General features: G+C 64.4%; 13 protein-coding genes. 3 read left to right on the forward strand and 10 right to left on the reverse strand.

What is annotated here, in order from left to right:
- Positions 1–77: 77 nt before the first annotated feature.
- The 5 genes from folP to glmM all read right to left on the reverse strand — a co-directional run bounded on the left by folP (position 78) and on the right by glmM (position 5,194).
- Positions 78–1,136: a dihydropteroate synthase gene (gene folP / locus DFR51_RS13830; RefSeq protein ID WP_121052156.1), complete on the reverse strand. Its 1,059-nt coding sequence runs from the start codon at positions 1,134–1,136 to the stop codon at positions 78–80.
- Positions 1,137–1,139: 3 nt separating this feature from the next.
- A complete protein-coding gene (locus tag DFR51_RS13835; RefSeq protein ID WP_121052158.1) occupies positions 1,140–2,243 on the reverse strand; it encodes a site-specific DNA-methyltransferase in 1,104 nt (367 codons plus the stop codon).
- Positions 2,244–2,451: 208 nt separating this feature from the next.
- Positions 2,452–3,063 carry a ribonuclease HII gene (locus DFR51_RS13840; protein WP_121052160.1) on the reverse strand — a complete coding sequence of 204 codons (612 nt, stop codon included), beginning with the start codon at positions 3,061–3,063 and terminating at the stop codon, positions 2,452–2,454.
- Positions 3,060–3,860 carry a bifunctional hydroxymethylpyrimidine kinase/phosphomethylpyrimidine kinase gene (gene thiD / locus DFR51_RS13845; RefSeq protein WP_121052161.1) on the reverse strand — a complete coding sequence of 267 codons (801 nt, stop codon included), beginning with the start codon at positions 3,858–3,860 and terminating at the stop codon, positions 3,060–3,062. The genes DFR51_RS13840 and thiD overlap by 4 nt, the downstream gene beginning before the upstream one ends.
- Positions 3,857–5,194, reverse strand: coding sequence for a phosphoglucosamine mutase (gene glmM, locus DFR51_RS13850; RefSeq protein WP_121052526.1), 1,338 nt, complete (start codon positions 5,192–5,194; stop codon positions 3,857–3,859). The genes thiD and glmM overlap by 4 nt, the downstream gene beginning before the upstream one ends.
- A 94-nt stretch (positions 5,195–5,288) precedes the next feature.
- On the opposite strand from glmM, the gene DFR51_RS13855 reads away from it, so the two are divergent.
- Positions 5,289–6,728 (forward strand): alanine/glycine:cation symporter family protein, encoded by a 1,440-nt coding sequence (locus DFR51_RS13855; RefSeq protein ID WP_121052528.1) that lies wholly within the window; start codon positions 5,289–5,291, stop codon positions 6,726–6,728.
- On the forward strand, positions 6,700–7,698 hold the full coding sequence (locus DFR51_RS13860) for an aldo/keto reductase (protein WP_121052163.1): 999 nt from the start codon (positions 6,700–6,702) through the stop codon (positions 7,696–7,698). Before DFR51_RS13855 ends, DFR51_RS13860 begins: the two co-directional genes overlap by 29 nt.
- Here DFR51_RS13860 and DFR51_RS13865 read toward each other — a convergent pair.
- Genes DFR51_RS13865 through DFR51_RS13885 form a run of 5 tightly spaced genes read right to left on the reverse strand, consistent with a single transcriptional unit; the run spans position 7,695 to position 13,515 of the window.
- Positions 7,695–8,486, reverse strand: coding sequence for an SDR family oxidoreductase (locus tag DFR51_RS13865; RefSeq protein WP_121052165.1), 792 nt, complete (start codon positions 8,484–8,486; stop codon positions 7,695–7,697). The two genes, DFR51_RS13860 and DFR51_RS13865, sit on opposite strands and share 4 nt — an antisense overlap.
- The gene (locus DFR51_RS13870; protein WP_121052167.1) at positions 8,477–9,166 is read right to left on the reverse strand and encodes an NnrU family protein; all 690 of its coding nucleotides are present in this window, start codon (positions 9,164–9,166) and stop codon (positions 8,477–8,479) included. The genes DFR51_RS13865 and DFR51_RS13870 overlap by 10 nt, the downstream gene beginning before the upstream one ends.
- A 19-nt stretch (positions 9,167–9,185) precedes the next feature.
- Positions 9,186–10,484 (reverse strand): amidohydrolase family protein, encoded by a 1,299-nt coding sequence (locus tag DFR51_RS13875; RefSeq protein ID WP_121052169.1) that lies wholly within the window; start codon positions 10,482–10,484, stop codon positions 9,186–9,188.
- A complete protein-coding gene (locus tag DFR51_RS13880) occupies positions 10,481–11,902 on the reverse strand; it encodes an amidohydrolase (protein ID WP_121052171.1) in 1,422 nt (473 codons plus the stop codon). Before DFR51_RS13880 ends, DFR51_RS13875 begins: the two co-directional genes overlap by 4 nt.
- The gene (locus DFR51_RS13885) at positions 11,899–13,515 is read right to left on the reverse strand and encodes a peptide MFS transporter (protein ID WP_121052173.1); all 1,617 of its coding nucleotides are present in this window, start codon (positions 13,513–13,515) and stop codon (positions 11,899–11,901) included. Before DFR51_RS13885 ends, DFR51_RS13880 begins: the two co-directional genes overlap by 4 nt.
- Positions 13,516–13,751: 236 nt before the next feature.
- On the opposite strand from DFR51_RS13885, the gene DFR51_RS13890 reads away from it, so the two are divergent.
- Positions 13,752–14,252: a DUF6265 family protein gene (locus DFR51_RS13890; protein ID WP_121052175.1), complete on the forward strand. Its 501-nt coding sequence runs from the start codon at positions 13,752–13,754 to the stop codon at positions 14,250–14,252.
- Positions 14,253–14,267: the final 15 nt, after the last annotated feature.

Consider the following 14,267-nt stretch of genomic DNA (forward strand, 5'->3'; position numbering starts at 1 on the left):
CTCCCGCCAGATACGGCAGCGTTCTACTCGCGCGCCGGGCGCGCTCACAAGCGGCAGATGCCGTGCCGGGCGACGACCTACAGCGTGGGCGGGCTGAGCGCCGCATCGCGCAGGCCCCGCCAGACGCGGATCGCCTGCGCCGATTCGAAAACGTCGTGGACGCGCACCATCTGCACGCCCTGCCCGATCGCCGTCATCACGAGCGCGAGCGAGCCGCCAAGGCGGCGATCGACCGGCGCCTCGTTGGAGAGCGCACCGACAATGCGCTTGCGGCTGGCCCCCAGAAGCACGGGCACGCCGAGGCCGTGAAACAACGAGAGGCCGTTCAGAACTTCAAGGTTGTGCCGCACGGTCTTGCCGAAGCCGATGCCCGGATCGACGAGGATCTTGTCGCGCGCGATCCCGGCTGCAACCGCCGCATCGATGCGCATTTCGAGCCAATCGTAGACGTCGAGCAGCGCGTCTTCATACTGCGGATCACGCTGCATCGTCTCGGGGCCGCCCCGCGTGTGCATGATGACGACGGGGCAACCGGCGTTTGCGATCGTTTCGAGCGCACGGTCGTCGTGCGTAAGGCCGGAAACGTCGTTGACCATCCCCGCACCGCGCGACAGGGCATCGGCCATCACCGCGCTCTTTCGCGTGTCGATCGAGACCGCGACACCTGCCTTCGCCAGCCGCTCGATAACGGGCGCGACGCGGACGATTTCGTCCTGCTCCCATACTTCAGCGGCGCCGGGGCGCGTGGATTCACCACCGACATCGATGATCGCAGCACCCTCCGCCGCCATGGCGACGGCAGCGGCAGCGGCCTCGTCGTCGGTCGCGTGGCGGCCGCCGTCCGAGAAGCTGTCGGGCGTGCGGTTCAGGATCGCCATCACTGAAGGCTCGGAAAAGCGCACCGTGCGCTCGCCGAGCTGGATCGGTGCACGAGGCGCCGTCAGCCGCGCCCAAAGCGGGTTCGACGTATCGATTTCCGATATGGGCACCAGTCGCTGCGACACACGCTTGCCGCCGCTGCGCTCGATGACCTCGACAGCCGAGAACCACGTGAGCCCGCCCGCAAGCCGCGCTACCCGACCGTCGTAGCCGAAGGGCGCATCAACGAAGCCGGTGGGGCGGAAATAGGATTTCACGGATCAGGCCGCGGTGTCGCGCCTATAGGCTTCACGCACCGTATCGATCGGTTCGAGCGTGCCGCCGCGTTCCATGTGCCAGAAAGTCCAGCCGTTGCATGACGGCGCACCCTGCGCCGCGGCGCCCATCTGGTGGATGGACCCGGCATCACCCCTGAAGGCGAGACTTCCGTCAGCGCGGACACGCGCCCTGTAACGGCGGGCCGTGTCGACGAGTTCCTGACCCGGCAGGATGAGCCCGGCCTCGACAAGCGTGCCGAAAGCGACACGCGGAGCCTGACGCTTGCCGCGCGTGATCTGCATGGCGTCCGCCGGGAGCGGCGTCGTTTCCGCGATGCGCTTCTCAGCGACTTCGATATAGGCCTGCTCCCGGTCGATACCGATGAAGCTGCGGCCAAGCATTTTCGCCATCGCGCCGGTCGTGCCGGAACCGAGGAACGGATCGAGCACCACGTCGCCGGGGTTCGAGGCCGCCATCATCACGCGGTAGAGCAGCGCTTCGGGCTTCTGCGTCGGATGCGCCTTCACGCCGCCGACCTTCACGCGCTCGCCGCCCGTGCAGATCGGGATCGTCCAGTCCGAACGCATCTGCACGTCGTCGTTCATCATCTTGAGCGCATGATAATTGAACGTGTAGCGCGCCTTTTCCGACTTCGAGCACCAGATCATCGTCTCGTGCGCATTGGTGAAGCGCGTGCCCTTGAAGTTCGGCATCGGGTTCGTCTTGCGCCACACGATGTCGTTCAGAATCCAGAAGCCGAGATCCTGCAACACCGTGCCGACACGGAAGATGTTGTGGTAGCTGCCGATCACCCAGATGGTGCCGTCGTCCTTCAGGATGCGGCGCGCGGCGGAGAGCCAGCGGCAGGTGAAATTGTCGTAGGCACCGAACGTGTCGAACTTGTCCCAGTCGTTGTCGACCGCATCGACACGGCTGCCCTCGGGACGGAAGAGGTCCCCGTTCAGCTGCAGATTGTAGGGTGGATCGGCGAAAATGAGATCCACCGACTTCGCGGGCATCGCCTCCATCTCCGCGATGCAATCGCCGAGAATGATGCGCGAGGAGACGCGAGACGCCTCGTCGATGCTATCCGGTCTGGCCGCCATAATGCCCCCTGTTCGCCCACTTGATCCAAAAGCGCGCGGACCTTGGCCCGGCACAGACTCTTGCGTCAAGAGTCCATGGATTCAAAGAGTTGCAGAGTTAACTTAAGATTCCATTAAACATGAAGTCTTGACCGCAACCCCTTGCGATAGCGCGGATCGACATACGCCAGCCCTTGTGGGTGTGGCGGAAACGACTCAATGGGAAAATTCAGGCAGAAAATTCGGTTGCGCGCAGCACTGGGCCGAAGCTGCGGCGGTGATGCACGGTGACACCGAAGCGCGAAACCGCCTCCAGATGCGTGCGTGTCGGGTAGCCCTTGTTTTCGAGCCAGCCATAAGCGGGATGCGCCTCGTGGAGCCGGACCATGTGCCGGTCGCGCGTCACTTTCGCGATGATCGAGGCCGCCGCGATGGACACCGAGCGCGCGTCGCCGCCGACGATCGTATCGTAGCGATAACGCCAGCGCGGCGCCCGGTTGCCGTCGACGAGCACATGATCGGGAACGACAGGCAGCGCCGCGACCGCACGCGTCATCGCAAGAAAGGTCGCCTGCAGAATATTGATGCTGTCGATCTCTTCGGGGCTCGCCTCGCCGATGCCGACGTGCGCACAGCCAAGTATGATATCGAACAGCGCCTCCCGCCGCGCGTGCGAGAGTTTCTTGCTGTCGTTGAGGCCTTCGGGAATGCAGACGGGATCGAGAATGACCGCCGCCGCCACGACCGGTCCCGCAAGCGGCCCCCTCCCCGCCTCGTCCACGCCCGCGACACGGCCAACGCAGCGCGCCTCGTGACTATTGTCCGGCCCCGCCTTCCTCACCGCGCGAGCGGCCAGCCGTGACCGAGGGGGCCGTGGCCGGCGCCGAAGCCCGGCGCTGCAAGGATTGCCTGCCGCACATAATCGCGCGCACGCCACGCCGCCTGTTCGAACGGCATCTTTTGCGCAAGGCCCACGGCAAGCGCTGACGCGAGCGTGCAGCCCGTGCCGTGCGTGTGCTTTGTGGCGATACGGGAATCGACCCATTCCTTAGCGCGGCCCGGCGTCACGAGCCAGTCGCTGATCTGGTCGCCCTTCAGATGCGCGCCTTTGACCAGCACAGCCTTCGCGCCGAGACCGAGGATCGCCTCGCCCGCGTCGCGTGCGTCTTCCGGCGATCGGATCTTCTTGCCGGAAAGCGCCTCTGCCTCGACGATGTTGGGCGTCACCACGTCTGCCATGGGCACGAGCAGCGATGTGAGCGCCTCGACCGCATCGGGGCGCAGAAGGTGGGCACCACCCTTCGCGATCATCACCGGATCGAGCACGATCGGTACGGCAACGTCGGTAAGCGCACCGGCAACCGCCTCGATCACCGCCTGGCTGCCGAGCATCCCGATCTTGATGGCATCGGCACCGATATCGGCCAGCACGGTTTCGATCTGCGCGGCGATTATGCTGACCGGAACGGCGTGCACGTCGTGGACACCGTTCGTGTCCTGCACCGTGACGGCCGTGATCGCGGTCGCGGCATAGCCGCCCAGCATGGCGATCGTCTTGATATCAGCCTGAATGCCTGCACCGCCGCCAGAATCGGACCCCGCGATGACGAGGACGCGTGCCTGCTGGGGTCGGGTCATGCCGCCTTAGCCACCGCTTCGCAGATTTCATCGACCACGCGTTCGACGAGGCCCATGTCTTCCCCTTCCGCCATCACGCGGATGAGCGGCTCCGTCCCCGACTTGCGAATTACAAGCCTGCCCGTGCCGTTAAGCCGCGCCTCCGCAGAGGCGATGACGCCTTTCACGCTGTCGGTTTCAAGCGGCTGGCCGCCATTGAAACGCACGTTCTTGAGGAGCTGCGGGAGCGGATCGAACAGCGTGAGCACTTCGGACGCAGGCCTGCCGTCTTCCACCAGCACCGCAAGAACCTGAAGCGCAGCAACGAGGCCGTCGCCGGTCGTCGAGTAGTCTGAAAGGATGATGTGGCCCGATTGTTCGCCGCCAACGTTGAAGCCCTTGGCGCGCATGGCTTCGAGCACGTAGCGGTCACCGACCTTCGCACGCTCCAGATTGAGGCCAAGACCGCCGAGATAACGTTCGAGGCCGAGGTTCGACATTACCGTTGCAACGAGCCCTCCGCCCTTGAGACGGCCCGCCGCGTGCCAGCTCTTGGTGACGAGCGCCATCAGCTGGTCGCCGTCCACGATCTGGCCGCGCTCATCGACAATGATGAGCCGGTCGGCGTCCCCGTCGAGCGCGATGCCGATGTGTGCACCCGTCTCGACAACCCTCTTCTGGAGCGCCGCAGGCTTCGTGGAGCCGACATCGTCGTTGATGTTGAAGCCGTTTGGATTGACGCCGATCACCTCGACGTCCGCTCCAAGCTCCCAAAGCGCGCTCGGCGCCACATTGTACGCGGCGCCATTCGCGCAATCGACGACGAGCTTCAGCCCATCGAGACGCAGGTGATCCGGGAAGGTCGATTTGGCGAAGTGGATATAGCGTCCGCGTGCGTCCTCGATCTTTTTGGCGCGCCCGATGTGCTCGGGATCCGCGAGTTTCGGTGCGGCCTCAAGGAGTGCCTCGATCTCGATCTCGTCCTCGTCCGAAAGCTTGTAGCCGTCCGGACCGAACAGCTTGATGCCATTGTCCTGATAGGCGTTGTGGCTGGCCGAGATCATCACGCCGAGATCGGCGCGCATCGAACGGGTGAGCATTGCAACCGCCGGAGTCGGCACCGGCCCCACCATCACCACATCCATGCCGACGCTGGTGAAACCCGCGATCAGCGCGGATTCCATCATATAGCCGGAAAGCCGCGTGTCCTTGCCGATGACGACACGGTGTTTGTGATCGCCGCGCAGGAACTTGGCGCCCGCCGCCTGCCCGACACGCATCGCGATTTCCGGCGTCATCGGTGCCGTATTGGTGAGACCCCTGATCCCATCGGTGCCGAAATAGCGCCGGCCCATAATCATCCTCTCCAGCCCCGCGTGTCTTGCACACGCGCTCATAACAGGCTCTTTATGCCTCAAATTCGTTAAAATGAAGGGCGGGCTGCACGGAATGATCGAGACAATGGGTCGTTTTATCGATCACCTTTCGGCGTCCGTCTTCATGAAGGTGCCGTTTTTCGGGACGCAGGTCGAGCTGGTCGTGCTGGCGCTCGGGTCCGCGATGATCTTCTTCACGCTTTGGTTGGGCATCCCGCAGCTGCGTGGGGTCAGCATCGGCTTCCAACTGATCCGTGGGCGTCATGCGGATGACAGCGCGCCGGGAACGGTAAGCCAGTTCCAGGCGCTGTCGACAGCGCTCTCCGGCACGATCGGGCTCGGAAACATCGGCGGCGTCGCGATCGCCATCGCGCTCGGCGGACCCGGTGCGGCGTTCTGGATGTTCGTGATCGGCTTTTTCGCAATGGCGCTGAAGGCTGCCGAGGTGACGCTCGGCCTGATGTACCGGGAGTTCACACCTGGGGGTGAGGTGCTGGGGGGCCCGATGTATACGCTGAAGAATGGGCTCGCGCGCATCGGGCTGCCGAAAACTGGTCTGAGGCTGGGCGGCATTTATGCTTTCTTTGCGCTGGGCGGCGCGTTGCCGCTGATCCAGGTCAATCAGAGCTTCAGCCAGCTGACAGTGATAACCGGCATCGAGAGCACGCCGGGCAACGGGCTTGTGTACGGCCTCTTCCTGACGATCGCTGTTGGTATCGTTATCATCGGCGGCGTGCGATCGATCGCAACTGTCGCGGCGCGGCTCGTCCCCGTGATGTGCTTTGTTTATCTGGGCGGCGGCGCAGTCATTCTCGCCGCAAACGCAGGCGCAGTTCCCGCTGCGCTCGCAACGATCGTAAGCGCCGCGTTTTCTCCGGACGCCGTTGCGGGCGGCATACTGGGCACTTTTGTTGTTGGCATGCGCCGCGCGGTCTTTTCGTGCGAAGCCGGCGTCGGCACCGCGGTCATCGCCCATAGCGCAGCGAAAACGCGTCACCCGGCATCGGAGGGTATGGTGGCGCTCATCGAACCGCTGCTCGACACGATGATCGTCTGCACGATGACCGCGCTCATCATCGTCGTCACGGGCGTCTACAACGACGGCTACACGGATATCGCCATGACCTCCGCCGCGTTCGGTACCGTGACGGCGTGGTTTCCCTATGTGCTGTCGGTCGCCGTGCTGCTTTTTGCGTTCTCCACGCTCATTTCGTGGGGATATTACGGGCTTCAGGCTTGGGGCTATCTGTTCGGCCACAGCCGCACGAGCGAACTCGCCTTCAAGCTCTTCTACTGCTTGCTGCAGCCGATGGGTGCTGTCCTCTCTCCGGGCAAGGTGGTTGACCTTATCGACAGCCTGTTTTTCCTGATGGTGCTGCCGAACCTCGTAGGGCTTGCCCTGCTGGCAGTTCCCGTGAGACGCGAGATGCGAGACTTTCTTGCCGGCGTGAAGGCCGGAACGATTTACGGAAAGGGTATTGACGATGAAACGGCGCAACCTCGGCACGACTGACGTTTCAGCGATCGGGCTCGGCTGCATGGGCATGGCCGGCGTTGCCGGCATGGGGGCAATGTACGGAGAAGTGGACAAAGACGAAGCCGTCCGCACGATCCACCGCGCGATCGAAATCGGGATCGACTTCCTCGACACGGCCGAAGTCTATGGCCCTTATGCGAACGAAACGCTCCTCGGCGAGGCACTGAAGGGCAAACGGGACAAGGTTTTCATCGCAACCAAGTTCGGCTTCAGGATTGCCGACGGTCGAGTAAAGGGTACCGACAGCCGGCCCGACAACATTCGGGCCGTATGCGAAGCGAGCCTCAAGCGCCTTCAGACGGACGTGATCGACCTGTTCTACCAGCACCGCGTCGACCCCGACGTGCCGATCGAGGATGTCGTCGGCACATTGGCTGACCTGCAGGCCCAAGGCAAAATCCGCTTTATCGGCCTTTCCGAAGCCGGTGTCGGCACGCTGGAACGCGCCGCCGCCACGCACCGGATCGATGCGCTGCAATCGGAATATTCGCTGTGGGAACGGGAAGTGGAAAACGACATCCTGCCCGTCTGCCGCAAGCATGGTATCGCCTTCGTGCCCTATTCGCCGCTCGGGCGGGGATTTCTCACAGGTGATGTCAAGCGGGCGGAGGACTATCCGGAAGGAGACTATCGCCGGAACGACCCCCGCTATCAGGGCGCGAATTTCGACGCGAACATGGAACTGGTCGCCACGGTGAAGCGCATCGCGGACGCGCACGGCGCGACGCCCGCGCAGGTCGCTCTCGCCTGGCTGCTCGCGCAGGGGCCGGACATTATTCCGATCCCAGGCACCAAGAAGGTGAAACGGCTGGAAGAAAACGCAGCGGCGGCCGACCTTGCCCTAACCGCCGCGGATGCCGATGCGCTTGACGCCGCTGCTCCTGTGGGCGGTACGGCGGGCGAGCGCTACGATACGCCGGCCAAGCTGGCCATGCTGCGAATCTAGCGTTTCGGCGCCATCTTCGCGACGCGCCTGAACACATAGCGCGGTGACAAACGCTTCAACCAGAGCGCCTGCATTTCAAGGCCCCTGCCCACGGGCACTTCGGGCTTTCCGGCGCGCAGGCCGGCAAGAATTTCATCCGCGGCTTCGGCAGCGCTGATGCCCTGGCCAACCGGGTCCTCCTTCGGCCCGAAGCGCTTGCCGTGGCCATCGAGCGCATTCTCGGCGATGTTCGTCTGCACAAAACCGGGCGTGACCACGGTGACGCCGATGCCGTGCTGTGCGACCTCGGCGCGGAGCGCATCCGAAAAGCCGACGAGCGCGTGCTTCGCAGCGCAGTAGCCGGTACGCATCGGCGCGCCGATCTTGCCGGCGACGCTCGCGATCTGGATCACATGGCCCTGCCCCCGCGCCACCATCTTGGGCAGGACGAACTGGGTGAGCCGGAGCGGCGCGAAGAAATCCACCTCCATGATCTGCCGATACACGTCGAAATCCGTGTCGAGCGCCATTGAGCGCTGCGAGATCCCCGCATTGTTGACGAGGATGTCGATCGCACCGCGCCACGCCCACGCCCGATCGACGATGCCGGGCAGCGCGGCATAGTCGGTCGCCTCGAAGGGCAGGACGAACCACTCGTTTTCCAGGCGCCGGGCGACGTCCGCAAGCGCAGCTTCGCGCCTGCCGGAGAGGATGATCCGTGCACCGGCCTTCCCGAATGCCTCTGCGAGCGCGGCGCCGATCCCCGACGAGGCGCCGGTGATCCAGACGGTCTTGCCCGTCAATTCCACAACATGAGCCCTGTCGATTTCCCGATCACGAGCGGATGCGACACGACAAGGATGATGTAGAGCGCGACGCCCATGACGACAGGCAGAACGCCCGGCCACGCGCGTGCCCAGCCGAGCCGCCCCGAAAGCTGGGCACCAAGCGGCCAGTAGCTGGTATGCGCGGCATAGGCCGCCCACGCCGCGCCGAGTTGCACGGCTTTCTTGCCATCCTGCAACCACGCGCCGACAAGCGCCAAGAGACCCATGCCGCCCGCGAGGATCAGCGTTTCGAGCCGGCCCGTCGAAGCGACATGCACGATGGCCCAGAGCCCGAATGCCCACATCATGGGATGCCGGGTGATGCCCATCACGCCTTTGGGCTCCGTACCTTTCGACAGAAGCTTGCCTGCCTCCACCATCGCCGGATTGGGCGCGAGGAACGATCCGACGAACAGGATGCACGCGACAAGCATCAAGAGCCAGCCGACGTGCACGACCCAGAGCGGCGGCACCCAAAGCTGCTCGATCGGCGCGGCGCGGTAGGCAAGCACCGCCCAGATCAATGTTGCGAAAGCGACGAGCGAATAGAGGCCGAGAAAGCCCTTCTCGCCAAGCTTCCCAACGAGCGGTGCGCGGAGCGGGTGGGAGAGGATGAAATGGGTAAGCACAAACGACGCAACGGCGATTGCAAGCTCGGCCATTTCCGGCCCTCCCCTTGTTCTAGCGGCTATACTGTTTGGGTAGCGTATCCTGCTTCAACGGATTGTAACGATCGCGCAGCTTCGTCTGCCGCGATTCCAGAGACGTGGCACGGCCATCGATGAACAGCGCGGTCGGCGCCGACGCAAGCTCGATGGGGTCGCCGGACCACACGACAACGTCGGCACGCTTGCCGGGTTCGAGCGTGCCGAGTTCACCGCCGAGTCCGAAAATCTCCGCCGGGTTGCGCGTGAGCGCCGCAAGCGCTTCGGCGTGACTGACCTGAACGCCGCCCGGGATCTTGCCCTGCGCCACGAGGTTCCCCGCCTGCTGCGGAATGAGCCGCACCTGATGATTGAGATCGCGTCCGATCGGCACGATCGCGACCTTTACGCCTGCCCGGATCATGCGCCCGACGTTCGACTGCGTCGCGGCAAGCGCCTCGAAGCTTTCAGGCAGATTGGGCGCGACGGAGGCGAGCACCGGAACGCGCGCGGCGGCAATCTTGTCTGCCACCGTCCAGCCCTCCGCTGCACCCGCGAGGATGAGGCGCAGGCGCGGGTAAGTCTTCCTCAGCGCAAGCACGTTCACGATGTCGCTGGCGCGGTTGACGCTGACGACCGCTGGAACTTCGCCGCTCACAACCTTCGCGAGCGCGGCGGCGTCAGCCTTCTTGAGCAGCGAGCCGCGATCACGGCCGAAGCCATAACCGGCAGGGTTGCGCGCGTAAGCCGCGGCCTCCGCGAAGGCATCGGCGAGGCGCGCGAACAAGGCGCCGCGCGAACCGCCCGCGAGCCTTGCGCCGTCCTCACCCATCACGATGTACTGGAAGGCCTGCTGCCGGGTGATGGGCGTGCCGTCGCCGAGCGACAGCACGAGGCCCTGCCCGCCGAAGATGTCATTGCCTGCGCCCGGCATCACGGCAGCGCGCGTCACCCCTTCGATGCGGGTGACCGCGATGGCGGTGGTGAGCGGGTTTACCGCGGGCGCGATGTCGATCGCCGCGGCGTAGGGCGCGGAGGATGCCTGAATATCGTTGGTGCTGGAGACCGCATCGACCTCTACAATGCCGACGTGCGAGTAGCCGGCGAAGAGGCCGGGCGTCACCCAGCCGCCCGCCGCATCGACGACGCGGGCGTTCGCCGGGACGGCGACATTCGAACCGACCGAGACGATGCGTCCGTCGCGGATGAGGACGGTGCCGTTCTCGATGGGTTCGGCGCGGGCGATGGTGGCGACCTTGCCGTTTACGATGGCGATGGTTTCCGCGGACGCAGGCGTCGCGATCGTCAGCGCGAGGAGCGCGAACAGACGCTTCATTTCGGGTCTCCTTCACCGGGCTGGCCCAGCTCGAAATCGCTGACCGGACGCATCCGCGACAGCGCATCGAACATCAGCGCGCCATCGATCCAGACCTTCTCCGCCTTGGCGTACACAGAGAGCGGATCACCGTTCCAGAGGACGACGTCGGCACGCTTGCCGGGCGCGAGGCTGCCGATCTCCTTGTCGAGACCGAGCGCCTTCGCAGCGTTGATACCGATCCACGTCCACGCTTCCTCGGGCTTGATATCGAGCCCGGCGCGGTTGCCGTCCGCCAGCGCCTTCGCGGTTTCCTGATTGAGCCGCTGGATGCCGAGATCATCATCCGAGTGCGTGATCGCGCAGCCGCCAGCGGCGTGCACGAAGGGCAGGTTTTCGCGGATACCGTCGTAGGATTCCATCTTGAAGCCCCACCAATCCGCCCACATCGCGGCGCAGGTGCCGTTCGCCTTCAGAAGATCGGTGATCTTGTAGGCTTCGACGGCGTGGTGGAAGGCGGTGACCTTGTAGCCGAACTCCTTCGCCATATCGAGCACGAGCGCCATCTCGTCAGCGCGATAGCAGTGGTTCTGCACGAGAATTTCGCCATCGAGCACACCGCGCAGCGTATCCATCGCGAGATCGCGCGCGGGCACATCCTTGAGCGCGGCGGTGCCCGCCTTTACCTTGCCTTCGTATTCATCCCACTTGCGATCATATTCCTGGGCCTTCGCCCACGTCGCGCGGTCAACGGCGATGTTGCCCATGCGGCTGCCCGGCTTCTGGTTGCGGCTGCCGTAGACGCGCTTCGGATTTTCGCCGCACGCCATCTTGAGCGTATAGGGCGCGCCCGGGAACTTCATTTCCTGCACCGTGCGGCCCGGCACGTTGCGCAGCGAAACACCGCGCCCGCCGAACAGATTCGCCGAGCCCGGAAGAATGTGGAGCGTGGTGATACCGCCCGCGAGCGCGCGCGTGAAGCCGGGGTCCTGCGGCCAGACGCCGTGCTCGGCCCACACGTCCGCCGTGTTGGCGCCGGTCACTTCATTGCCGTCCTGATGCGCTTCCACCGAGGGGCTGGGATAATTGCCGAGGTGGCTGTGCACGTCGATGACGCCGGGCGTCACCCACTTGCCGGCACCATCGATGACGGTGACACCCTGAGGCGCGGCCACGCTCTGGCCGATCGCGGCGACCTTGCCCTCCACCAGCAGCACGTCGCCGCCGATGATCTTGCCGCCCGCACCATCATAAATGTTGACGCCGCGGATCAGCGTCGGCTGCGATGCATAGGGCTTGTAGGTGGACGGGAACGGATTCTTGTCGATCACCGGCAGATCACGAGCAGGTTTGCTAGCGGCCGTTTTCGGTCCTTCCTGCTGAACTGCGCAGGCGGAAAGCAACGCCGCCGACGCAAGCGCAAACACCAGACTCTTCATGGACGCGTCTCCGCCGCCGTATTGACCCCTGCCGCCTGCGGCTCGCCGATCTCGCCGACGCCCGCCAGCGCGCCATCATCCTTCAGCGTATCGAGGTGCATCAGGCGGCGGATGAACGGTGAAATCACCAGGAAGCCGACGCCCACCGCAATCGCGACCCAGCCGACATTCGAATAGACGCCGAGCACGACCTCTTTCGCTGCGCCCTCGCCGCCGCCGTGATCGGCACCGGTTGCCGCCGCGATCAGACCGGCAGCGAAGTTGCCCGCAGCGGACGCGAAAAACCACGTTCCCATGATCAAGCTGGCCATGTGGGAGGGCGCAAGCCGGTTCATCGCGCTGAGCCCGACGGGGGAGAGGCAAAGCTCTCCGGTGGTGTGCAGCAGGTAGATCAGAAAGATGTAGATGACCGGGGTCGGCACGCCGAGCCCGGCTGCCTCCGCGCCGGCCACCAGAATGAAAAAGCCCACGCCGAGCTGGATCAGCCCGAGCCCGAACTTCGCCCCTGCGGACGGCTCCAGCCCCCGCCGGCCGAGCGCGATCCAAAGACCGGCGAACAGCGGTGCGAGCAGCACGATGTAGATGGCATTCAGGGACTGGAAAATCGCCGCCTTGACCTCGATGCCGAAAATCTCGCGGTTCACGTGGCGGTCGGTGAACAAATTGAGCGACGATCCCGCCTGTTCGAAGAGCGACCAGAACAGGATCGAACCGAAGATGAGGACCATCACGGCGAAGATACGGTCCCGATCTTCGCGGGCGAGTTTCGCAACCGCCGTATAAAGCACGTAGCCGACGAGAATGGCGCCGGAGATACCCAGAATCAGTCCCACGAATTCCTGGAACTGGATCATCAGCCACACGAGGCCGACCGCCAGGAAAGAAAGCGCGTAGAGCAGCCATTCGAACGAGATGCCGCCGACCCGCTGCGTCAGTTTTTGAGGTACGGGCGACTCGCCGCGACCCATGAGATAGGGCTTGCCCCAAACGAAGACCACGAGCCCCAGAAGCATCCCGAGCCCGGCCGCCCCGAAACCGTAGCTCCAGCCGTAGGTCTGCCCGAGATAACCCGCGATAATGGCGCCGATCGCGGCGCCCAAGTTGATGCCCATGTAAAAGATCGTATAGGCGCCGTCCCGTCGCACGTCGGTGCGCGGATAGAGCTGCCCGACGATCACCGAGATGTTCGCCTTCAGAAAACCCGATCCAACGACGATGAAGGCGAGCGCCAGCCAGAAGACACTGATCGCAGTGCCGCCCTGGCCGCCATCGCCCTCAACCGCCATCAGCAGGTGACCGAAGCTGAGAAGAACCGCGCCGAACAGCACCGCCTTGCGCTGTCCGAGCCAGCGATCCGCGAGATAACCGCCGATGACGGGCGTGATGTAGACGAGCGCCGTGTACGCGCCGTAGATCACCGACGCTTTCTGATCCGAGAACATCCAGTGCTGGACGAGGTAGAATATGAGCAGCGCCCGCATACCGTAGTAGGAGAAACGCTCCCACATTTCGGCGAAGAACAGCACGAAGAGGCCCTTGGGGTGTCCGAGGATCGTTCCCATGGAATCGCTGGCTGGAAGGGCGCCCGCGGCGGCCTCCGTCGGTTGAGTCATTGGCTTTCGGACCCTTTTCCCTTGCGGCGACCCGGACGCTGCCGCGTCGCTCTCCCAAGACGCGAGACTAGCCCCGCATCAGACGCATTGAAAGAATGTTTCGGCAACCCGGACCGGGTTCCTCGGCCAGCGCTTTTTGACAGTGCACGCCCAAAGCGCCGCGCTCCGCCGGACGGCGACAACAGATGGACCCGGCAGATGGAACAGCTATGCTGCGTTCAACCGGCCGAGACCCTATGATGATACGCGCACTTATCGCCGTCACTCTTGCCCTCGCTGCCCCTGCCGCGGCGCAGAACACCCGTTCGCTGGACGGCGGCGTTTCGCCGCCTGCCTCCATCGATCAGCTCGCCTGGCTTGCAGGAAGCTGGGTCGGCACCGGAATGGGCGCCGAGGTGACGGAGACCTATTCCGCGCCGCTCGGCGGCAGGATCACGGGTCATTTCGCCATGGCCGACGGCAAGGGCGGTATCGCATTTACCGAAATCGTGGACTACGTCCCCGTCGGCCGGTCGCTCGCCTATCGCGTACGCCATTTCAACCCGGACATGACCGGCTGGGAAGATCAAACAGGCAAACCTGTCGTGTTCCCGCTGGTGGCCATAGAGAAAGACCGCTGGTTCTTCGACGGCATGACTATAGAACGCACCGGCCCGGACGCGCTCGTCATGTGGGTGAAAATCGACGGAAAAGACGGCGCGAAAGAGATCCCTTTCCGCTTCTCCCGCCAGCGCTGAACGCGGCGCGCTTCG

Source organism: Sphingosinicella microcystinivorans (assembly GCF_003634215.1).
Taxonomy (GTDB): Bacteria; Pseudomonadota; Alphaproteobacteria; order Sphingomonadales; family Sphingomonadaceae; genus Sphingosinicella; species Sphingosinicella microcystinivorans.

Bases quoted from the DNA above. Each gene is read 5' to 3' on its own strand.
- DFR51_RS13835 (WP_121052158.1), bottom strand. From the start codon at position 2,243: ATGGCGGCCAGACCGGATAGCATCGACGAGGCGTCTCGCGTCTCCTCG.
- thiD (WP_121052161.1), bottom strand. From the start codon at position 3,860: ATGACCCGACCCCAGCAGGCACGCGTCCTCGTCATCGCGGGGTCCGAT.
- glmM (WP_121052526.1), bottom strand. From the start codon at position 5,194: ATGGGCCGGCGCTATTTCGGCACCGATGGGATCAGGGGTCTCACCAAT.
- DFR51_RS13855 (WP_121052528.1), top strand. From the start codon at position 5,289: ATGATCGAGACAATGGGTCGTTTTATCGATCACCTTTCGGCGTCCGTC.
- DFR51_RS13860 (WP_121052163.1), top strand. From the start codon at position 6,700: ATGAAACGGCGCAACCTCGGCACGACTGACGTTTCAGCGATCGGGCTC.
- DFR51_RS13870 (WP_121052167.1), bottom strand. From the start codon at position 9,166: ATGGCCGAGCTTGCAATCGCCGTTGCGTCGTTTGTGCTTACCCATTTC.
- DFR51_RS13875 (WP_121052169.1), bottom strand. From the start codon at position 10,484: ATGAAGCGTCTGTTCGCGCTCCTCGCGCTGACGATCGCGACGCCTGCG.
- DFR51_RS13880 (WP_121052171.1), bottom strand. From the start codon at position 11,902: ATGAAGAGTCTGGTGTTTGCGCTTGCGTCGGCGGCGTTGCTTTCCGCC.
- DFR51_RS13885 (WP_121052173.1), bottom strand. From the start codon at position 13,515: ATGACTCAACCGACGGAGGCCGCCGCGGGCGCCCTTCCAGCCAGCGAT.
- DFR51_RS13890 (WP_121052175.1), top strand. From the start codon at position 13,752: ATGATGATACGCGCACTTATCGCCGTCACTCTTGCCCTCGCTGCCCCT.